This is a genomic window from Dellaglioa sp. CoH-57-MRSF-22, assembly GCF_056781895.1.
The window spans coordinates 28593-50296 of record NZ_JBXAXT010000007.1; the positions used below are offsets into that span (position 1 = coordinate 28593).

The 21704-nt window shown below is 34.1% G+C and carries 20 protein-coding genes; all 20 read right to left on the bottom strand.

The window, feature by feature from the left end:
- Positions 1-7: 7 nt before the first annotated feature.
- Positions 8-535 carry a CvpA family protein gene (locus tag AC1RPR_RS07180; protein WP_481761833.1) on the bottom strand — a complete coding sequence of 176 codons (528 nt, stop codon included), beginning with the start codon at positions 533-535 and terminating at the stop codon, positions 8-10.
- A gap of 4 nt (positions 536-539) precedes the next feature.
- Positions 540-794, bottom strand: a complete 255-nt coding sequence (gene zapA, locus AC1RPR_RS07185) for a cell division protein ZapA (RefSeq protein ID WP_481761834.1) — start codon at positions 792-794, stop codon at positions 540-542.
- 145 nt (positions 795-939) lie between these two features.
- The gene (locus AC1RPR_RS07190) at positions 940-1233 is read right to left on the bottom strand and encodes a DUF1292 domain-containing protein (protein ID WP_409022780.1); all 294 of its coding nucleotides are present in this window, start codon (positions 1231-1233) and stop codon (positions 940-942) included.
- 14 nt (positions 1234-1247) lie between these two features.
- Complete coding sequence (gene ruvX / locus AC1RPR_RS07195) at positions 1248-1682, bottom strand: Holliday junction resolvase RuvX (protein WP_409021430.1); 435 nt, start codon at positions 1680-1682, stop codon at positions 1248-1250.
- Positions 1683-1690: 8 nt separating this feature from the next.
- Entirely contained in the window at positions 1691-1951 is a 261-nt protein-coding gene (locus AC1RPR_RS07200; RefSeq protein WP_481761835.1) for an IreB family regulatory phosphoprotein, read from the bottom strand.
- 147 nt (positions 1952-2098) lie between these two features.
- Positions 2099-4756, bottom strand: coding sequence for an alanine--tRNA ligase (gene alaS / locus AC1RPR_RS07205; protein ID WP_481761836.1), 2658 nt, complete (start codon positions 4754-4756; stop codon positions 2099-2101).
- Positions 4757-5031: 275 nt separating this feature from the next.
- Complete coding sequence (locus AC1RPR_RS07210; protein ID WP_409021433.1) at positions 5032-6357, bottom strand: DEAD/DEAH box helicase; 1326 nt, start codon at positions 6355-6357, stop codon at positions 5032-5034.
- Position 6358: 1 nt separating this feature from the next.
- Complete coding sequence (locus AC1RPR_RS07215; RefSeq protein WP_481761837.1) at positions 6359-7312, bottom strand: DHH family phosphoesterase; 954 nt, start codon at positions 7310-7312, stop codon at positions 6359-6361.
- A 15-nt stretch (positions 7313-7327) separates the two neighbouring features.
- Entirely contained in the window at positions 7328-8008 is a 681-nt protein-coding gene (locus tag AC1RPR_RS07220) for a metal-dependent hydrolase (protein ID WP_481761838.1), read from the bottom strand.
- Between the two features lie 57 nt (positions 8009-8065).
- A complete protein-coding gene (gene dinB / locus AC1RPR_RS07225; RefSeq protein ID WP_481761839.1) occupies positions 8066-9208 on the bottom strand; it encodes a DNA polymerase IV in 1143 nt (380 codons plus the stop codon).
- A 137-nt stretch (positions 9209-9345) separates the two neighbouring features.
- Positions 9346-10056, bottom strand: coding sequence for a B3/B4 domain-containing protein (locus AC1RPR_RS07230; protein WP_481761840.1), 711 nt, complete (start codon positions 10054-10056; stop codon positions 9346-9348).
- Between the two features lie 147 nt (positions 10057-10203).
- A complete protein-coding gene (gene zwf / locus AC1RPR_RS07235; RefSeq protein ID WP_481761841.1) occupies positions 10204-11691 on the bottom strand; it encodes a glucose-6-phosphate dehydrogenase in 1488 nt (495 codons plus the stop codon).
- Between the two features lie 164 nt (positions 11692-11855).
- Entirely contained in the window at positions 11856-12218 is a 363-nt protein-coding gene (gene yajC, locus AC1RPR_RS07240) for a preprotein translocase subunit YajC (RefSeq protein WP_409021441.1), read from the bottom strand.
- Positions 12219-12301: 83 nt separating this feature from the next.
- Complete coding sequence (gene tgt, locus AC1RPR_RS07245) at positions 12302-13447, bottom strand: tRNA guanosine(34) transglycosylase Tgt (protein WP_481761842.1); 1146 nt, start codon at positions 13445-13447, stop codon at positions 12302-12304.
- A gap of 15 nt (positions 13448-13462) precedes the next feature.
- On the bottom strand, positions 13463-14503 hold the full coding sequence (queA, locus tag AC1RPR_RS07250; RefSeq protein ID WP_481761843.1) for a tRNA preQ1(34) S-adenosylmethionine ribosyltransferase-isomerase QueA: 1041 nt from the start codon (positions 14501-14503) through the stop codon (positions 13463-13465).
- 17 nt (positions 14504-14520) lie between these two features.
- Entirely contained in the window at positions 14521-15537 is a 1017-nt protein-coding gene (ruvB, locus tag AC1RPR_RS07255) for a Holliday junction branch migration DNA helicase RuvB (protein ID WP_409021443.1), read from the bottom strand.
- A 15-nt stretch (positions 15538-15552) separates the two neighbouring features.
- Positions 15553-16167 carry a Holliday junction branch migration protein RuvA gene (ruvA, locus tag AC1RPR_RS07260; protein WP_481761844.1) on the bottom strand — a complete coding sequence of 205 codons (615 nt, stop codon included), beginning with the start codon at positions 16165-16167 and terminating at the stop codon, positions 15553-15555.
- A 136-nt stretch (positions 16168-16303) separates the two neighbouring features.
- Complete coding sequence (gene mutL, locus AC1RPR_RS07265; RefSeq protein WP_481761845.1) at positions 16304-18277, bottom strand: DNA mismatch repair endonuclease MutL; 1974 nt, start codon at positions 18275-18277, stop codon at positions 16304-16306.
- 16 nt (positions 18278-18293) lie between these two features.
- Positions 18294-20873 carry a DNA mismatch repair protein MutS gene (gene mutS, locus AC1RPR_RS07270; RefSeq protein WP_481761846.1) on the bottom strand — a complete coding sequence of 860 codons (2580 nt, stop codon included), beginning with the start codon at positions 20871-20873 and terminating at the stop codon, positions 18294-18296.
- A 26-nt stretch (positions 20874-20899) separates the two neighbouring features.
- Positions 20900-21700, bottom strand: coding sequence for a TIGR00282 family metallophosphoesterase (locus AC1RPR_RS07275; protein ID WP_409021448.1), 801 nt, complete (start codon positions 21698-21700; stop codon positions 20900-20902).
- Positions 21701-21704 lie beyond the last annotated feature (4 nt).

Sequence of the window (21704 nt, forward strand, 5' to 3'; positions counted from 1 at the left end):
CTAACATTTAATCTGTAGATGATGTATTTGTAATGAACATCTTTTTAGCTATTGTTGGCGTATCTGTTAGTATTTTTTGAGCAACCGTCGATTCTAAAACAGCTTCATTAACTTTTTGATTAGGCCAAGCCGACAAAATAATTAACCCAATAAAAATAAAAACAAACATCAGTATAACCGATAGAACCCCACCAATTAGTGAATTCACCTGATGAATAACTGGTAATTTTGTAACAGAATTTATTACTCTAATAATACCTCTAATGAGTATACCGCCAACCACAAATAAAGCCGCAAATACAATCATCGAATAAAAGTTAGTCTGAAGATGGTTCGTAATAGATGTCTTATCAGTTTCCATAATTTTAGGGAAACGTTCTCCCAACCAAATAGTAACAGGATTTGTTAAAACTTTAGCAAATAAATAGATAGCGATAAATCCTACAATTCTCAAAAGCGTTAATACTAATCCTTTTCTATAACCGTTAAAAAATGACACAATTAATAAAAAGATAACAATTAAAGAAACTGTCATAATATTACTCCTTTACTTGTGTTTCACCATTAATTTCATTTAATTTTTCTTGTAATTTAATTTGATCTGAAACTGCGTTGATAGCTACTAATATCGCTACTTGTTCATCATCTATTTCAGGTAGCATGTCCTTCACTGATTGAAATTCATTTTTCACCAATGTTGCTACGGCGTCCATGTGTGTGTCTGATTCTGATCCAATAATTGTATACACTTTTTTACCGATTTTAGTCTTATATCTATTCTTTTGATTTTCCAATGAACACCCTCCTTACATTTAATCATTTAAAAATAATTTTACCACGAATTGATCAAAAGAGATATGTGTATCATAGTCCATAATATATAATTTAAAACAAAATAAAAAAGTTAAACCAATTTGGCTCAACTTTTTAAATAATCTTCTATTGCATACTTTCATCTGAAAGGAAGGTATTCAATACTTCTTCTACCATATCCCATTCATCATCGTCTTCGATTGGTTCTAAATCACTTTCAGTTGCTTCACCATTCTCATTAGGACTAAATGAGTAAGCTTGAATTTCAACCTCTTCATCAGCTTCTGAGCCAAGTGGATAAAGCATAATATATGATTTATTGTAATCATCAGATTCAAAGGTAAACAGAACTTCAAAAAGTGTTTCATTACCGTTATCATCTACTAATGTAATCTGTTGGTTTTCTTCTTCATTATTCATATTGTGACCTCACTTTATTCTTTAGTTAATTTGCCTTTACCATCTAAATAATTCTGTAAAATTAGGCTTGCAGCAAGTTTATCAATAACTTTTTTTCTTTTTTTTCTTGATGTATCGGCCTGTTCAACAAGCATACGTTCTGCCTCAACAGTTGTCAACCGTTCATCTTGAAAATCAATTGGCAAGCCAAAAGTTTCAACTAATAACTCGCCGTACTTTTGCGCAGCTTCAGCACGAGGGCCTAATGAGTTGTTCATATTTTTGGGTAAGCCGAGTACAAAGCCAGTTACTTCATACTCTGTAACCAATTCTTTGACACGTTCAATACCAAAGTCACTTCTGTCTTCATTAATACGAATAATTTCAACGCCTTGGGCAGTCCATCCTAATAAATCGCTCATTGAAACGCCGACCGTTCTTGAACCAATATCCAAGCCCATTAATCTCATTTAATTTCCTACTTTTCTTCTGTATTTAAGTAATTTTTAACTAACTCTTCAACAATTTCATCGCGTTCATATTTTCTAATTAAATTACGTGCGTCATTAAATCTAGGAATATAAGCAGGATCGCCCGATAACAAATAGCCAACAATCTGGTTAATAGGGTTGTACCCTTTTTCTTCTAATGATTGGTAAACAGTTACCAATGTATCGTGGACATCTTTTTTATTATTTTCGTCAAAATTAAAGAACATTGTTTTATCTAATGAACTCATAACGTGGCACCCCCATCAATTTATTAACCTAGCTCTATTCTACTAAAAAAAGGACCATTCGACAATCAAAACAAGCTGATGTAATCAAGCCGTAATATAATAAAGAGTATTTATCTATTTATTATTAGATAAATACTCCTTTAATTATTATTTGGTTTGATTATTTAACCAATTTGCTGCTTCTTTGATTGCATCAGCTAAACCTGCTGGATTTTTACCACCTGCTTGAGCTAAGTCTGGTCGGCCACCGCCACCACCGCCAACAAGTGGCGCAATCGTCTTAATTAAATCGCCCGCTTTTAATCCTGATTTAATGCCATCAGCACTAACTGCCGTAATTAAATTAACTTTACCGTCATCACTTGTTGTTCCAATAGCCAAAACATCTGATAATTCTTGGGTTTTCCATTGGTCAGCCAATTGACGTAATTGAGACATCCCTGAAACTGAAACTTTTGCTGCAATTAACGTTTTACCATTAATTTCTTGTTTATTTTTGAAAACATCCCCAGCTTGTTGGCTAGCAATTTTATCTTCAAATGCTTGAATTTGTTGTTCACTTACTTTTAATGCACTTTGTAATTGTTCAATTTTATTTGAAACTTCTACGACTTTATTTACTTTTACTTGTTGTGCTACTGTTTCTAAGAGTTCGTTACGTCCGTTTAAGAAATCAAAAGCTTCTTTAGAAGTTACTGCTTCAATACGACGAACGCCGGCACCAACACCTGATTCAGAAATAATTTTAAATAAGCCGATTTCACTCGTATTTGAAACGTGCGTACCACCACAGAATTCAATTGAATAATCGCCAATTTTCACAACCCGCACAATTTTTCCATATTTTTCTGAGAATAAAGCAATGGCACCCATATTTTTAGCAGAATCAATATCTGTTTCAACAGTTTCAACAGCTAACTCAGCCCAAATCTTATCGTTAACAATCTTTTCAACTTGTTTTAACTGTTTCTCTGAAACGGAACCAATATTTGTAAAATCAAACCGTAGATAAGTGGGTTCGACTAATGACCCAGCTTGATGTGTATGTTCGCCCAGAACATCTCGCAATGCTTGATCAAGTAAATGTGTCGCCGTATGATTTTTTTCAACTTTTTTATGGAAATCTTGATTAATTTCTAGTGTCACTAATTGGTCTTTTTTCATTGCTGCAAGAACTTTAATGGCGTGTAAATTTTGTCCATTAGGTGCATGTTGAACTTCTTCAACTTCAGCAATAACATTGCCTTCTGTATCTTTGATAGTTCCTTTATCAGCAACTTGTCCACCCATTTCAGCGTAAAATGGTGTTTTTGAAAAAATAACTTGAGCGTTATCACCTGGTTTTATGTTATCTACTAACTCGTTATCCACAATTAAATCAACCACTTTGGCGTCATCCACATTAGCTTGTGTATAACCAACATATTCACTAATTGTTTTAATATCTGTTAACATCCCATTTTGAACACCCATTGATTTAGCATTACTACGTGCAGCACGAGCACGATCCTTCTGCTGTTGCATTTCAGCGTTAAACCCTACTTGATCTACAGATAATCCTTCATCTTCGGCATATTCTTTCGTTAATTCAAATGGAAAACCATAAGTATCGTACAATTTAAAGACACCAGCACCAGTTAGCTCTACTTTATTTTCTTTTTTAGTCGTTAAAATAAGATTATTTAATAACTGTAATCCATCTTTTAATGTTTCATTAAATCGTTCTTCTTCAGAACGAACAATTTTAGAAATATACTCTGATTGTTCTAAAACTTCCGGATAATAATCCTTCATAATATTACCAACAACAGGTACAAGTTGCGTTAAAAATGATCCTTCTATCCCTAATTTTTGTCCATGCATCACTGCACGACGAATTAATCGACGAATAACATAGCCACGTCCTTCATTAGAAGGTAAAGCGCCATCACCAATGGCAAATGAAATTGCACGCGCATGATCTGCAATAACCTTAAATGAAATATCATCTTGGGCATTATCATCATATTTTTTATTATTACTCATTTTTTCAGTTGCATCAATTAAGGGTAAGAATAAATCTGTTTCAAAATTAGTTTTTGCATTTTGGAAAATCGAAACAACACGTTCTAAACCCATCCCCGTATCAATATTTTGATGAGGTAGTGGTTCATAGTTATTTTCAGGTGTGTGATTAAATTCAGAGAACACGATATTCCAAACTTCTAGATAACGTTCATTTTCGCCACCAGGATAATTTTCGTCATCATCCTCAGCTAAGTTATTAAAACTTTGTCCACGATCATAAAAAATTTCTGTATCAGGTCCACTAGGTCCTTGTCCAATATCCCAAAAGTTATCTTCTACTTCTACTAGATGATCCTTTGGTAACTTAACTTCTTCTAACCAGATACGTTTTGCTTCCAAATCTTTTGGGTAAACAGTAACGTATAGTTTTTCAGCATCAAATGCGAACCATTTTTCACTTGTTAATAATTCCCAAGCCCAATTAATTGCTTCTGGTTTAAAATAATCCCCAATTGAGAAATTACCCAACATTTCGAATAACGTATGATGACGTGCTGTCTTACCAACATTCTCGATATCATTCGTACGAATACTTTTTTGGGCATTCGTAATTCTAGGATTTTCTGGTACAACTGATCCATCAAAATATTTTTTTAAAGTTGCAACACCGGAATTAATCCACAGTAATGTGGGATCATCCACAGGTAGTAATGAGGCACTAGGTTCAATTGTATGGCCTTTTTCTTTAAAGAAATCTAAATACATTTGGCGTATTTCAGTACTTGTCATTTTTTTCATAAGTGTGACTTCCCTTCTATTTTTAAGCAAAAAACACCGCTGCGAGTAAGGACGCTTATAGCGCGGTACCACCTTACTTGCAACGATGTTTTAGTCGTTTACCTCTTAAACTCGATAACGTTGAGTGGACGTCATTCTATTAATACTTAACACAAGGCAGCTTTTTTAAATAATCATTTCTCTCAGCAAATGAAATGTTTCTGTTAGGCTATTTAAATTTATCCCTGTTTCTAATAAAAATTATATTGAAATCGACTCAAATTGTCAAATTAAGCTTACGACTCTTTACGATTTTGTTTTCTGTTAACGCGACGATCCATTTGATCTTTACGTTTAATTGCTTTTTGAATCTTTTTCTTATATCCAGGTTTACGTTTTTTCTTCTCTTTTTTAACCATTCCTTTGATTACTGGAGCTAAAGGATCTTTGGTTTGTTTACGATTTTCACGGCGATTACGATCATAAGAATCAACGATTTCACCTTTTTTAATATCTTTAGGTGCAAATTTAATCCCCATTGCTTCTAACTCAGCAATTTTATTTTCTTCATTTGGTTCATATAACGTCATCGCAATACCACTCAAACCGTTACGACCAGTACGTCCAACACGATGAATGAAGAATTCTAAATCATTTGGAATATCATCATTGATGACATGTGAAACACCCTCAATATCAATTCCACGCGCTGCCAAATCAGTTGCGACAACATATTGAAAATCTAAATTTTGAACTTCTTTCATGACACGTTTTCGTTCACGAGCTGGCACATCACCATGAATTTTAGCAACTTTTAAATTCTTACCACGTAAATACTCAACAATTTCATCAACACGTGTTTTTGTATTTGCAAAAATAAGTGCGATATATGGTTGTCCCATCGTAATTAATTGATAAATAACTTCATTACGATCATGACCCTTCGTTGGAATAATCCAGTTTTCAATCGTATCACTAATAACTGATTTAGCTGCAATTTCTTCAACTACTGGGTTCTTCATGTATTTCTTTAAAAATGGTTGTAATTTTTGTGGAATAGTTGCTGAAAACACCATCATTTGAAGATCAGAAGGTAATGCAGATGCAATTTGATCAGTTTCTTTCAAAAACCCTAAATCAAGTGTCATATCTGCTTCATCTACAACTAAAGTTGATGCATTATGAATATCTAAAGCGTTACTGCTCATTAAATCAGCAATACGTCCAGGTGTCCCAATGACAATTTGTGGTTGTCTTCTACTTAATTTATCGATTTGACGCTGTTTATCTGTCCCACCAACATAATTTTGAATATGAATAGGTTCGGGACTAAATTCTGCCAATTGCTTAGCAGCTTCATAAATTTGGTAAGCAAGTTCACGACTTGGTGTCGTAATAACTGCTTGAACCGTATTATTTGAAGGATCAAGTTGATTAAAGATTGGTAATAGGAAAGTATGTGTTTTACCACTACCCGTTTGTGATTGACCTACAACGCTTTTACCCTTTAAAACAACTGGTATTAAGCGTTGTTGAACTTCTGTTGGTACATTAAAATGAATTGCTTCAATCGCTTTTAAAAGATACGATTTCAATCCAAAATTTTTAAAATTTTCTGGCATTTTATTCTCCCGTATATGTCTTAGCTAAATCATCAAGTGATTTAACTATTTCTTCGTACTCTGCTTGGTCTTTAGCTCTTGCACCACTGGCCATGGGATGTCCACCACCATCATGCTCTTTTGCTAACTGATTGATTACAGGACCTTTTGATCGTAATCGAACGCGATAGCTACCATCCTTTTGCTGCACAAAAATTGCCCAACATTGAACTTCAATAATTTTACCTGGTAAAGGTACAATTTGAGATGAACCAGCATCGCCCAACTCTATTGAATCTAGATAGTCATGTGTCAATATGACATATGCTGCTTTATGTTCTGTAATAACTAAATTATCATATACATATCCTGATAACTTAGCGACACCTGCGGTAATATTGTCCATTTTTTGGTTTATTTTAGTAGTTGAAAAATGATAAGTCATTAATTCAGCAACCACTTGCATCGTATGTGCAGTTGTTGCTGAATACATGAATCGACCTGTATCGCCAACAATTCCGGCGTATAACATCCTAGCCGCATCATCAGTAACTACAAGTTCTCCACCAACGCCATCAACTAAATCCATAACTAATTCAGAACTACTTGATGCATTTGTTTTCACCCAAACTAAATCACCATAAACGTCTTCATTGGGATGATGATCCAATTTAATTAGGTAGGCACCACTTGTATATCGATCATCTTCAACTCTTGGACGATTAGCCGTATCAATCACGATGACGAGTGCATTATTATACGTCTCATCAGAAATTTCATCTTGGTCACTAATCCATACTAATCCAGCTGAGGGCGCACCAACTTGATAAACCTTTTTGTCAGGAAAACTAGCACGAATAATTGCTGCTAACCCCGATTGAGATCCAATTGCATCAGGGTCTGGACTTTGATGACGATGAATAATAATCGTATCAAATTGTTTAATTTTTTTTAAAATTTCTAACTCAATTTTCACTTAAATGACTCCTTCTTAGAACTCAAATGGAATATCAATCTCGGGAATAATCCCCACACCATCATTCAATAATTGAACAAATTCAACTGGATTTTGTTCAATTTTGGTAAACGTATTGTAATGAATTGGAACAACCTTTTTTGCCTGTACAAATTCAGCTGCAATTGCAGCATCTTCTAAACCCATTGTATAAGTATCACCAATCGGTAAAAATGCTAAATCAACAGGTTCCATATGATTAACTAACTTCATATCTGAAAATAAAGCCGTATCTCCTGCATGATACAAGACTTTCCCATCAATATGCAATTCAAACCCTGCAGCTACACCTAATGTTCTCGCTGTACCATCAATTACCAAGGCAGCAGTATGCCACGCGGGAATAAGTTTTACTGAACCGAAAGGTAATTTAAGCTGACCACCAAAATTTAAAGGCTCAACAATTAAACCCTCATCTTCAAAATAATTAGCTAGTTCATTGATTGTAACGACTTTAGCCCCTGATTTTTTTGCTAACTCAATTGTATCACCCACATGATCGTAGTGTGCATGCGTCACTAAAATATAATCTGGATTTAATTCGTCAATAGTCGTTTTAACTAACGGATTATCTTTAATGAATGGATCAATTAAGATCGTCAACTTATCGTCAGTAACAATTTGAATACTAGATTGTCCAAGCCATGTAATTTTCATGTTTAGTCTTCTTTCGTTTCCAAAGTTGCTCTTAAGTATAACGGTTATTGAGGCCAATTACAAAGGCTGTTTTGTGTCTTTTTTCCCAAATAATGGTAGTTTCATATTTTCAAAACCAATTGGTGCTAAATTTGTCATCGTTAATCCAAGTAACCTAATTCCCTTTTCTGCACCCAATATATCGTCAAAAATCTGTCGTCCATAAAAATAAATAGTTGCTGCATCATTACGAATAAATTCTTCCAATGTTAATCTTTTTGTTAGCGTCGTAAAATCCTGATAGCGAACTTTAATGACTAACGTTTTCCCATGTTTTTGTTGTTTACTCAACGTTTCTGAAACTAAATGTGCAATATACCTAAGTTGTGTTTCAACTTCATCCGTTGTCATCAATAACTTCCCGTATGTTCGCTCGCTACCAATCGATTTTCTCTCTCTTTGCCACTCGACTGGACGATCATCAACACCTCGTACTCGTTTATATAAGAAGTACCCTAATTTACCAAATTGTTGAATTAATTCAACTTCAGATTTTTCTAATAATTCTTTTCCAGTAAGGATACCTTGATTAATCATTTTTGGTTCTGTTTTTTTTCCAACGCCTCTAAATTTACCAATTGGCAATTCAGATAAAAAAGGAATGACATCTTCTGGCAGAATTAATGTCATTCCAGCTGGTTTATTGTAATCGGACGCTAGTTTTGCTAAAAATTTATTATAAGAAACACCCGTTGAACAGGTTAAATGTAATTTTTGATAGATTTCTCTTTGAATCATGTGCGCTGCTTGAATAGCACTTTTAATTTCTTTTTTATTCTGTGTAATATCAAGATAGGCTTCATCAAATGCAATTGGCTCAATCATTTCTGTATATTCATGAAATATTTCATGAAGCTGTCTTGAAACTTCTTTATATAGTGTGAAATCAGGCGATTTAAAAATAGCTTTAGGACAAATTTCATAAGCTTCTTGGGCTGCCATAGCAGAATGGATACCTAATTTTCTTGCCTCATAATTTGCTGTAGCAACAACACCACGACCACCATTTTTTCTAGGATCCTGGGCAATAACTAATGGTTGTCCAATAAATTCAGGATGTTCACGCTCTTCAATTGACGCATAAAAAGCATCCATATCGACATGGATAATTTTTCTTTTTAATAAATTATCGTCTATTGTAATACCATTTAATTCAGCCATTAGTCCCACATCCTTTTCATGCAATTTTACACGAACGCACGTTCCTTTTCAAATTAATTGCTCTTTATTGTCCATTAAGATATAAAAATACCTCATTATCGTTAAACTTATGTTTAACAATTATGAGGTACTTCATATTATTCACCTATAACAGAATTATCCTTATTTAATTTAAAAATTTTACCTTCTACATTAAGATTATCTTTAATAGACTTTTGTAATTGTAACATTGCCTCATCAATAATTTCATTCTGTTCTTTATTGACAGATTCCATTACCATAACAGCATTTTTTGTATCATCTGTTAACATTGTTCTTTTACCATCTCGCCAATTTAAGCATCTGCAAACTGCTCCATCATCATCATAATATAAAACTTCACCAAGCAGAGCTGGTTCATTTTTATCATCACCTAAAGGATAAAAAGCTTCTCCACCTTTAGCAACACCTAAATGAAGATCTCCTTTGATAGCATCTGTATCTTCACCACCAACAGGTACACCATACTCTAATGAAATACTATTGTACAGGTCAACAAGCGGATTTATTGAACCCACACCTTTACCCTGATCAACTCGTTTAAGTAAAGCTTCAATTGATGAACGAGCACCTTTTTTCTTCTTAAAATTTTGGTATGCTTCACGCCAATTAGCCACGACTAAATTGTCTTTGAATGATTCATTTGTTAAATATTTTTGAGCTTTATCCCCAGCTTGTTCAAGCATGTTATCATAAAAATCGGTTTGATTTTCTTTAGGATGATTATCTATATCTTTTAAAAGCATAATATTAATTTGTGCATCTGGAAAGATGTTCCAAAAATCTTCATCTATAATAATTTTATTCATCATTACTCTCCTTATAAATTTATACTTTTATAATCGCTTTCGTACTATAATACTTCTGATATTTTGTCTATTAAAATAATATTTCCCTAAATAATTAAAATTATCATGCAAGAGTTACTTCAATTAATACCGAAGGATTAACGTTTTTTACTTTTTAGGATCGTATATCCAGTAATTACCATCATCCGTTAATAATTTATCTGAAGCCGTTGGACCCATCGATCCACTTAAATAGTTAGGGAATAACGTTTTATCATCATTATCGTTATGCCATGTCTCTAAAATCACATCGGCTACATTCCATGCCTTAGCAACTTCATTCCAATGAGCAAAATTAATTGCATTTCCATCTAACGCATCCAAAATTAACTTTTCGTATGCTTCTGGTGTTTTAGCTTTTGTTTCAGGTGAATTAACATAATCTAAATTCGTTTTATTCGTGTTAAAGCCTTGCCCAATTTCTTTAGTATTAATCGTCAATCTAAATCGTTCATCAGGTTCAACTGTAATTGTTAATACATCTTTACCTAAATGTTCATGTTCAGCACTTGTTCCAAAAATATTTTTTTCAACATTTTTAAAAACAATATTGATTTCAGTATTTTTCTCGACAAGACGTTTACCACTGCGAACATAAACTGGCACACCAGCCCAACGATCATTGTCAATCATTAAACGACCAGCAATAAATGTTTCAATCATTGAATCAGGTGAAATCTGTTTTTCCTCACGATAAGCCTTTTCGGTTCCTGCCTCATTTGCACCATATTGTCCACGAACAAAGTTTTTATTAACTTCATCAGGTTTTAAGATACGGATTGCTTTTAAAGCCTTTAATTTTTCTTTACGAATTTCTGATGCAACAAATTCTTTTGGCATGTCCATTGTTAATAATGAAACAACTTGCATAATGTGATTTTGGAACATATCACGCATAGCGCCACTCGTTTCATAGTACCCGCCACGTTCTTCAACACCTAATGACTCACTCAACGTTAATTGAATATTATCTATATACTTATTATTCCACAATGTTTGCGTAATAATATTACCAAAACGAATTGCTGGAATATTTTGAATCATTTCCTTACCTAGGTAATGATCAATTCTAAATATTTGATCTTCATCAAAAGTATTTGTAATTTCATCATTTAACTTTTTAGCACTTTCAAAATTGCGTCCAAAAGGTTTTTCAATAATTAAACGGTTGAATCCATTTTTAGTTACTAACTTTTGTGACCCTAAATGAGTCGCAATCGTACCAAAAAATTGAGGTGACATTGCTAAGTAGAACATACGGTTACCTTCAATTTGGTATTTTTCATCAAGTTTATCTGCTAATTTTTTTAAAGTTATATAATGTGCAACATCAGTCACATCATGTGATTGATAATAAAAATGTGATACGAAATCAGCAATTTTATTAGCATCATCGCTAACATTAACTAAAGATTCAGTAACAACGTTTTGATAAAAATCATCTGTCCAAGGACGTCTTGCAGTCCCAATTACAGCAAAGTTGGCATCTAAAAATCCTTTTTCAAATAGTTTGAAAAGAGATGGATACAATTTTCGCTTTGCTAAATCTCCGGTTCCACCAAAGATAATAAATAAGGCCTTTTGTTGAGTTTCCATTATTCCACACCACTCTCATTTTTGAGGTTTCAGTCCTCTTTATTAGTAAAATCAATAGTATAAGTTTACATTTTATTAGTAAAATAAACAAGAAAGTTGGTCTTAAACTAGACAATAAAAAAAGTATTAACTCTGATTAGCACAAAGTTAATACTTGAAAATAATTATTTTTCGTCAGAAGAGAATTTATCTTCTTCAGTTTTTGTTTCAATAACTGCATCAGTAGTTGTTTCTTCCTTAACTGCAGCTGCAGGTTCTACTTTAACTGCGGCAGGAAGGACACGTGCGATTGCTGAGCGTTCAAATGTTAAGAAAATACCGTCACAATCAAGTGTAACAGTTTTTGCCTCTTCATCAAAACTATCAATAACGCCGTGTAAACGACCAATAGTTACTACTGCATCCCCAGGTTTTAATTGGTTCATCATATCTTGTTGTTTTTGTTGTTGTTTTTTTTGTGGACGAATCATCATGAAATACATCAAGACGAATAAAGCCACAATCATTAAAATACTACTATATTGCATTAATAAGTCACCTCTATTTCTTTTTTCTTACTACACAAGGGTATCAAACTTATTGACTGAACACCACAGTTATTCAAAAAAATTTAAAAATTCTTAGGATTTTTATCATAAAATCCATATTGTTCAAAAAATGCTTCACGAAATTCTAATAAGTTGTCATCCATAATAGCTTGACGAACATCAGCCATTAAATGTGTTAAAAAATACAAATTATGATAACTAGTTAAACGAATACCAAATGTTTCATCTGCTTTAATCAGATGACGTAAATAAGCACGCGTATAATTCTTACATGTATAACAATCACAGTTTTCATCTAATGGTCTAAAGTCTCGTTCATATTTCGCATTTTTTACAACAACACGGCCCATTGAAGTCATTGTTGTCCCATTTCTAGCAATACGTGTTGGTAACACGCAATCAAACATATCAATTCCACGTAACACCCCATCAATCAAGGCGTCAGCTGAACCAACACCCATTAGATACCGTGGCTTGTCTTCTGGTAACAATGGCGTTGTGAAATCTAAAACGCGGTTCATTTCAGCTTTTGATTCCCCTACCGATAACCCACCTATTGAATAACCAGGAAAGTCCATTGAAACTAAATCACGCGCACTTCGTTCTCTCAAATTTCGATGACCGCCACCTTGAACAATTCCAAATAAAGCCTGTTCTTTCGGATTCAAATGAGCTTCAAGTCCTCTTTCAGCCCAGCGGCTTGTCCGATCAACTGATTTGCTAATATAGTCATAACTTTCAGAAAATGGTGGACATTCATCAAAACTCATCATAATATCCGCACCTAAAGCATTTTCTATGTGGATCGCTTTTTCTGGTGATAAGAATAATTTTTCTCCATTTAGATGACTTCTAAATTTGACGCCTTCCTCAGTAATATCACGCATCTTTGCTAATGAAAATACTTGAAAGCCACCCGAATCAGTCAAAATACCTTTATCCCAATTCATAAATTTATGTAACCCACCAGCTTCTTGTACGACATCTTCACCGGGGCGTAACCATAAATGATAGGTGTTTGATAAGATAATATTAGCACCAAGTTCGTCTAATTCTTCAGGTGCCATTGATTTAACAGATGCTAGTGTACCTACGGGCATAAACATTGGCGTTGGGAAAGTTCCGTGAGGTGTAATAATTTCACCAAGTCTGGCACCTGTCCGTTTGTCTTTTTTGATTAACCGATACTTAATTGCGGGCTCTACCATTATTAATTCTCCATCCTATTTAATATACATTGCATCGCCGAAGCTAAAGAATCGATATTTAGAATCAACTGCATGTTTATATGCGTTTAAAATATTTTCTCTTCCTGTAAATGCTGCAACCAACATTACTAATGTTGATTTTGGTAAATGAAAATTAGTTATAAATCCTTCAACAACCTTAAATTCATATCCTGGTTTAATGAAAATTTCCGTCCAACCACTGTCAGCTTGAATAGCGCCCTTAAATTTTGAGCCAATTGTTTCAAGTGTCCGAATTGTAGTTGTTCCTGTCGCAATAATTTTACCACCTGATTTACGAACATCATTTAATTGTTGAGCTGCATCCTCAGTTAAACGATAAAATTCACTATGCATTTTATGGTCTGCAATATTCGTTTCACTAACAGGTCTAAATGTCCCTAATCCAACATGTAGCGTTAAATAAACAAGATGAACACCTTTAGCTTCAATCTTTTCTAATAATTCATTTGTAAAATGTAAACCAGCTGTAGGTGCTGCTGCCGATCCAACTTCCTTTGAATAAACCGTTTGGTACATTTCTTGATCTTCAAGCGTTTCTTTAATATAAGGAGGTAGCGGCATTTCGCCAAGTTCATTCAGAATTTCCATAAATATACCCTCATATTCAAAACGAATCATGCGGCCACCATGTTCTAGCTCTTCAATGATCGTTGCCGTTAAGCGGCCATCACCAAAACTAATCACAGAACCAACCTTCATTTTTTTAGCAGGTTTTACTAATGTTTCCCAGTTATCACCATCAGTATTGTTCAATAGCAACACTTCGATGTGGCCACCAGTATCAGGTCTAATTCCATGAATTCTAGCAGGCATCACCCGCGAATCGTTCATTACAAGAGCGTCCCCAGCATTTAATTGGTCAATTACATTATAGAAATAATCATCCTTGATTTTACCTGTCTCATGATCCAAGATTAACATCCGAGATGCATCACGTTCTTCTAAGGGTGTTTGCGCAATTAATTCTTGAGGCAATTCATAATCGAAATCTTCAGTACTTAGTTGTTTAGTCAAAATATCGTCATCCTTCTCTATTTATTCTCGTTAAAGTCATAAGGTCGATTCAAATGTTCATAAGCTTCCATTGTTGCAACTCGCCCTCTTGGTGTGCGTTTTATAAAGCCAATTTGCATTAAATAAGGTTCAACCATTTCAGCAATGGTCTCTGTTTCTTCCCCTATATTGGCTGCTAACGTACTCAAACCAACTGGACCACCTTGATAGAAATCAATCATAGTCTCTAAAAGTTTGCGATCTGTCTCATCTAATCCACGGTTATCCACGGCAAGTAGATTTAACGCATGATCAGCCGTTGCTTGGTTAATTTCACTTTGGTCAGAAACTTCTGCAAAATCACGAACTCTTTTTAATAGGCGATTCGCAATTCGTGGTGTTCCACGTGAGCGTCGAGCTAACTCATGAGCGCCACTTTCTTCAATTTTTGTATTGAAAATATCTGCTGATCGAATGACAATTTCTTGCAAATCAGATTGATTATAATAGGCCATATGTTCAACAATCCCAAATCGATCTCGTAACGGTGCTGATAGAAGGCCCGCCCGTGTTGTTGCACCAATCAATGTGAATGGAGGTAGTGGAAAATGAACGGGATGTGCTGTTGGGCCTTGGCCAACAACAATATCTACAAAAAAATCTTCCATAGCTGAATACAACATTTCTTCAACCATCTTGGGTAAACGATGAATTTCATCAATAAATAAGACATCCCCAGGTTGTAATTCATTTAAAAGTGCCACAAGATCTCCAGATTTTTCAATTGCTGGTCCACTAGTTGTTTTAATTTGCACTTGCATTTCATTTGCAATAACCATTGCAAGTGTTGTTTTACCTAACCCAGGTGGCCCATACAACAATACATGATCAAGTGCCTCTTCACGTTGTCTAGCAGCTTGGATATACACACTTAATTCATTTTTAACCTTATCTTGACCAATGTATTGTGATAAAAATTGGGGACGAAGTGACTTTTCAATGGATTCTTCCTGATTATCTTCCGGTTCATTCGAAATAATCCGTTGTTCTGTCATTTTATCAACCTCCTTTTATTTTTTCATTAATAATTTTAAGCCTTCTCGTAGATAAGCATCCGTTGAGTCTGCTTCGAATGATTCTAGATTCTTACTAATAGCCTTAATCTCACGTTGAGAATATCCTAAAGCAGATAAAGCTTCAAGACTTTCTTTCATAAATGGTGATGCTTGTGCCGGAATGAAATCAAGCGATTGTTGTCCTGGCATTGTGGTTGCTTGACCTTCAATATCATCTAATTTACCTTTTAAATCAAGCACGATTTGTTGTGCTGTTTTTTTACCAACACCTGGAAATTTAATTAAATAACTAACATCTTCTGTATTAATCGCATTAACTAAACCACGATGATCATCATTGGCTAAAATAGCAAGCGCACTCTTAGGACCGATTCCTGAAACATTCAATAATTTTTCAAATAATTTTTTTTCATCTAAATCGTAAAAACCAAATAACGTCATATCATTTTCACGAATAGCCTGATAAACAAAAATTTTAACAACTTTTTTTGAATCTTCTTGGTACCTAAATGGGTTAGCAACAAAAATTTGATAGCCTATTCCATTAACTTCTAAAACAAGATAAAAAGGTGTTACAGCCGTTATTTGGCCCATAAAATACTCATACATATTATTTTCCCACTTTTCCTAATCTACATGAATCTGCTTTTAATAGTGTACCATAGACCACTTATTTATACAGTTATCGCTTTTCTTACAAAAAAATCAATTATCACCAAATATTTGGCAACAATTGATTCTTAGCCTAACCTTCGTGACCGGTTTGATGTGAATCTTGAATTCGTTTAAAGAAATGTTCCATGTCTTGATTAGAAAAATGAACTAAAACTGGTCGTCCATGTGGACAATTAAATGGATTTTCAACATTTTTTAGCTCACTTATCAATGCCTTAGCTTGTCGATCATCAAGGTGGTGATTTGCTTTGATTGCCCTCTTGCAACTCATCATAATCGCCGCTTTTTCTCTAAATTCAGCAATCACTATTTTCCCATCTGTGAGTAAGTAATCAATCATTTCTCGAATCGTACTTTCTTCTTGCCCTTCTTTAAACCAGGTTGGATGCTGTCTAATAATGAAACTATTTTGTCCAAATGGTTCAAGGATGAGTCCGATTTTTTCCAATATATCGGTATGTTCAGTAATAATTATAGCTTCACTTACTGTATATTCTAGAACAATCGGTACCAATAGATTTTGCAAGTCACTAGAAACGTCACCAATTTGCTTACGATAAAACTCATAATTAATACGTTCTTGTGCAGCATGTTGGTCTAATATATATAACCCGTCTTCCGATTCTGTAAATAAATAGGTTCCATGCATTTGGCCAATATATTTTAAATCAGGAAACCTTTGTTCACTCTTTTTCGTGGTAGCTATTTCTTCATCATTCTCTTTCTGTACATCGCCTGTTTCATCCGGCGTAACAATAGAAAATGGTGCCACATTAATTTCATTAGCATATTGTGTCTCAAATGTGCTAACTCGTTTCGAATCCAATTGTTCAGCAACTTGAATTGAGATTGGTTCAATATTCCTTGATAAATGATTTAAATTTTCGCCAATTGTAATCTTAGGTTCACCACTTGTTACTGCATCCGTTTGTACTGATGAGAATTTAGGCTTAGCTTGATATTTACTTGAGGCTTCATTCAAATCAAATTGTAATTGATCCGTATCTATTTTTTCACGTTTCTTAGAACTTAAATTCTCTAATGCTTCCGGAATTAAATTTTCTTCAGCAATACGTTCATAGATAATCTTTTTTATAAGTTCAGTTAATTCTGGTTCTTTACTCAATCTTACTTCCTGCTTAGTTGGATGAACATTCACATCAACTAGCATGGGATCTAATTGAATATTCAAAATTGTAATCGGATAGCGTCCAACCATTAATTTTGATCCATATCCTTTAATGATTGCTTTATTTAAATTAACATTTTTAACGTAACGTCCATTAATTAAAATAGATATAAACTGTCGGCCAGCACGCGTTAATTCTGGCAGTGATGTATAACCGCTAATCTTAAAATCTAAATCATGACCCTTAAATTCAAGCATTTGGCGTGCACTTTTGACCCCATAGATAGCTGAAATAGTTTGTTTCAGTTGGCCGTTTCCAGTTGTTTTCAAGACTTCTTTACCATCATGTGTTAAAGAAAATGAAATATTTGTATGGCTCATTGCTAATCGGTTCATCATGTCGCTAATAATTGACATTTCAGTTTGCAAAGACTTTACATATTTTAAACGTGCAGGCGTATTGTAAAATAAGTCAGAGACTGTTATTTCTGTTCCTTTACGACTAGCAGATGATTTTTCATCTACTATCTCACCACCGTTAACAGCAATAACAGCCCCAGGTTGCCCTTCAATAGCTGTATTCAAAGTCACTTTAGCAACTGATGCAATACTTGGTAAAGCTTCGCCACGAAATCCTAGCGTACTGATTTTAAATAAATCTTCTCTTGAAGTAATCTTACTTGTGGCATGACGTTTAAAAGCATTCTGCAGTTGGGATGCCTCAATGCCATCTCCATTATCAATGACTTGAATTAATTTAAGCCCAGCTTCCTCAACGACTACATCAACTTGTGTGCCATGCGCATCAATCGCATTTTCAACTAATTCTTTTACAACAGATGCAGGTCTTTCAACTACTTCACCAGCAGCTATTTGATCCGCTAAAATTGTGGGCAGTTCAATTATTTTTGTCATTCATTCACCTTCAGTTCTATCCGTTCAATTTTTCTTGCCAGTCATATAAGACGTTCATAATATCTCTTGGCGTCATGTTCATCAAGTTAAGTGCTTTAAGTTCATCCACAACTGCTAACTGGTCCTTTGACAAGTTTTCGTTAACAAATAAAGATAACTGCGTATCATCTTCATTGATGGTTGTTGGTAATTCTTTTTTACTATCTGATTGTTTATTTTTTAGCTCTAAATCATCTAAAATTAATGTTGCACGGCTTAACAATTCTGCTGGCATTCCCGCCAATTTAGCAACATGAATCCCATAAGATTTATCTGCAGGTCCTTCTTGAATTTTATGTAAGAAAATTAATTCACCATTTTCTTCAATAGCACCTACATGGACATTTTTTAAAGAACTAACGGTTTCTTCAAGTATCGTTAATTCGTGATAATGTGTCGAAAAAAGTGTTTTGGCATGTACATGTTTATCCACATACTCGATAATCGCTTGTGCGAGTGCCATACCATCATAAGTTGCCGTTCCCCTACCAAGTTCATCAAATAAGATTAAACTATTCTCAGTCGCATTTTCTAAGGCTTGATTAGCTTCTTTCATTTCAACCATAAACGTACTTTGACCTGAAATTAAATCATCTGCTGCACCAATCCGAGTAAATATTTGGTCAAATATTGGCATTTTAGCCGCCTCTGCAGGTACGAAACAACCGATTTGAGCCATCACAACCGTTAATGCTAATTGACGCATATACGTACTTTTACCTGACATATTAGGTCCTGTAATCAATAAAATATCAAGTGTTTCAGGCATTCTAACATCATTTGGTATATAGCTTTGTTTTCCCATCACTTTTTCAACTACAGGATGCCAACCAGCTGTGATATCCAATTGATGACCTTCTTTTAATAATTGTGGTTTTACAAAATGTGAGTCTTCACTAACAACCGCGAAACTTTGTAAGACGTCTAACGTGGCAATTCCTTGAGCTAATATCTGTAATCGTTCAATTGATTTTTTAACAATATCTCTAATTTCGACAAACAATTTATATTCTAAATCCATCGCTTTACTCTCAGCACCTAAAATAATACTTTCACGTTCTTTCAGTTCAGGTGTGATATAACGTTCAGCATTAGTCAACGTCTGTTTTCGTTCATAACGGTCTTTTGGAACATTAATAATATTAGATTTTGTCACTTCGATAAAATAACCAAAAACACGGTTAAATCCAATTTTAAGATTTTTAATCCCCGTTAGATTTCTTTCTTTGGCTTCCATTTCAGCTAACCATTGTTTACCATTTTTCATTGCATCTTGATAAATATCTAATTTATCATTATACCCCGGTTTAAATAGGTGACCATCAGTCACTGATAAAGGTGGTTCATCAACAATGGCACGTTCTATTAAATTAGAAATATCATCGACTGGATCTAATTTATTGATAACATCAGAAAAAGTACCATCGTCAATTTCGTCTAAAACATATTTAATTTTAGGAACTTGTTTAAGCGATAATTTAAGTTGAACTAAATCTCGCCCATTTACGCTACCAAAAGCGACACGTCCTGCCAATCTTTCTAAATCATAAACTTTAACTAACTCTTCTTGTAACGTACTTCTTTCAAAATAATGGTTAATCAATAAATCAACCTTATTTTGACGGTCTAAAATTTCAGCATAGTTAATAAGCGGTCTATCAATCCACTGTTTAAGTAAACGACCACCCATAGCTGTTTTTGTGTCATCTAATAACCACAATAAAGTACCTTGCTTCTTGCCCGTTCGAATATTTTGCATTAATTCTAAATTATATTTTGAATAATGATCCATTTTCAAGAAAAAATCAGGCTCATAATGAACTGCTTTTTGTAAATGATCTAAACTTCGTTTTTGCGTAACTGAAAGATACGTTAACAAGTCAGTTACAACCGAGATTTCTAGTGAATCTGTTAAATCTTGAATCGCATAACTTGATTCAGCATGATTTTCAACAATTTCTTGTTTAGAAAGCATAATATTTAATTTTTCTAATGTTTCGATTGTTTCATCAGACAAACTATCATTAATCACAATTTCTTTAGTTCTCAAACTCATTATTTCATTAATTAAATTATCTAAATTATCTAAGCGACTCGTTTTTAATTCACCTGTTGATAAATCAACATAAGCAAATCCAAAACTATTGTTGTCTTCTATAATAGCTGTTAAATAATTATTTTCTTTAGACTCCTTCGCACCGTTATCCATCGTTGTTCCTGGTGTTACTAGCTGAATAACTTCACGTTTAACCATACCTTGAGCTAATTTAGGATCTTCAACTTGTTCACATATTGCGACTTTGTATCCTTTTTCAACTAAAATATCGATATAATTTTGAGCAGCATGATGCGGTACGCCACACATTGGAATAGGATCATCAGCTTTTTTATTACGTGTTGTTAACGTTAATTCGAGTAATTGCGACCCTTTAACAGCATCATCATAAAATAGTTCATAAAAATCACCAAGACGATAAAACAAAAAAGCATCAGGATACTGTGCTTTAATGTCAAAATATTGTATCATCATTGGCGTTAGTTTTGTTTTTTGCGGCATAGTCGAGATGCCCTCCTATCTCTAAATTAATCCATAAAAGGATGGTCATCATTAATTAATACAGGGAATATCTTTTTAGCATGTCCCGTTTTGTCATCAATATCTATCACACAAGCAGATAACGTTTTACGACCTGTTTCATCCACTTCAAATCGTGTTGGCATTTGCGATAAAAAGCGACCAATTACATTTTCACGTTTCATTCCTAAGATACCATCGTATGGTCCTGTCATACCAACATCTGACATAAAGGCAGTTCCTTTAGGTAAAATACGCGCATCATTAGTAGGCACATGTGTATGCGTACCTACTACCGCAGATACTTGACCATCTAAGAACCATGCTATAGCTTCTTTTTCACTCGTTGTTTCAGCATGAAAATCAATAAAAATGAAATCAGTCTCTTTTTTGACTTCTTCTAAAATATCTTGAACAACTGCAAACGGATCATCTGAAGGAGACATAAAAACACGTCCTTGCAAATCAATCACAGCTAATTTTTGCTGATTAATATTAATAATTGTATGTCCAATCCCAGGTACTTGGTTTGCTGAGAAGTTAGCTGGTCTAATTAATTTTTTTGCACCACCAATAAAATCTTGAATATCTCTATTATCCCAAGTATGGTTACCCATGGTTACAACATCAGCACCTGTTTGAAGGAATGCTTTATAGACAGATTCATTAATACCTCTACCCTTCGTTGCATTTTCACCATTTACAATGGTAGCCTGTGGATGAAATTTTCTTTTTAATTTTGGTAAATACTCTTTAATCATTTGTTGACCTGAATCGCCAACGACATCTCCGACAAATAATAAACGCATGGTT

Coding starts and splice junctions, on each gene's coding strand:
- dinB (WP_481761839.1), bottom strand. CDS start 9,208: ATGGCTGAATTAAATGGTATTACAATAGACGATAATTTATTAAAAAGA.
- zwf (WP_481761841.1), bottom strand. CDS start 11,691: ATGGAAACTCAACAAAAGGCCTTATTTATTATCTTTGGTGGAACCGGA.
- AC1RPR_RS07180 (WP_481761833.1), bottom strand. CDS start 535: ATGACAGTTTCTTTAATTGTTATCTTTTTATTAATTGTGTCATTTTTT.
- AC1RPR_RS07230 (WP_481761840.1), bottom strand. CDS start 10,056: ATGAATAAAATTATTATAGATGAAGATTTTTGGAACATCTTTCCAGAT.
- tgt (WP_481761842.1), bottom strand. CDS start 13,447: ATGGTAGAGCCCGCAATTAAGTATCGGTTAATCAAAAAAGACAAACGG.
- yajC (WP_409021441.1), bottom strand. CDS start 12,218: ATGCAATATAGTAGTATTTTAATGATTGTGGCTTTATTCGTCTTGATG.
- mutS (WP_481761846.1), bottom strand. CDS start 20,873: ATGCCGCAAAAAACAAAACTAACGCCAATGATGATACAATATTTTGAC.
- mutL (WP_481761845.1), bottom strand. CDS start 18,277: ATGACAAAAATAATTGAACTGCCCACAATTTTAGCGGATCAAATAGCT.
- ruvA (WP_481761844.1), bottom strand. CDS start 16,167: ATGTATGAGTATTTTATGGGCCAAATAACGGCTGTAACACCTTTTTAT.
- AC1RPR_RS07220 (WP_481761838.1), bottom strand. CDS start 8,008: ATGAAAATTACATGGCTTGGACAATCTAGTATTCAAATTGTTACTGAC.
- ruvX (WP_409021430.1), bottom strand. CDS start 1,682: ATGAGATTAATGGGCTTGGATATTGGTTCAAGAACGGTCGGCGTTTCA.
- alaS (WP_481761836.1), bottom strand. CDS start 4,756: ATGAAAAAAATGACAAGTACTGAAATACGCCAAATGTATTTAGATTTC.
- AC1RPR_RS07275 (WP_409021448.1), bottom strand. CDS start 21,700: ATGCGTTTATTATTTGTCGGAGATGTCGTTGGCGATTCAGGTCAACAA.
- AC1RPR_RS07190 (WP_409022780.1), bottom strand. CDS start 1,233: ATGAATAATGAAGAAGAAAACCAACAGATTACATTAGTAGATGATAAC.
- AC1RPR_RS07210 (WP_409021433.1), bottom strand. CDS start 6,357: ATGCCAGAAAATTTTAAAAATTTTGGATTGAAATCGTATCTTTTAAAA.
- AC1RPR_RS07200 (WP_481761835.1), bottom strand. CDS start 1,951: ATGAGTTCATTAGATAAAACAATGTTCTTTAATTTTGACGAAAATAAT.
- ruvB (WP_409021443.1), bottom strand. CDS start 15,537: ATGACAGAACAACGGATTATTTCGAATGAACCGGAAGATAATCAGGAA.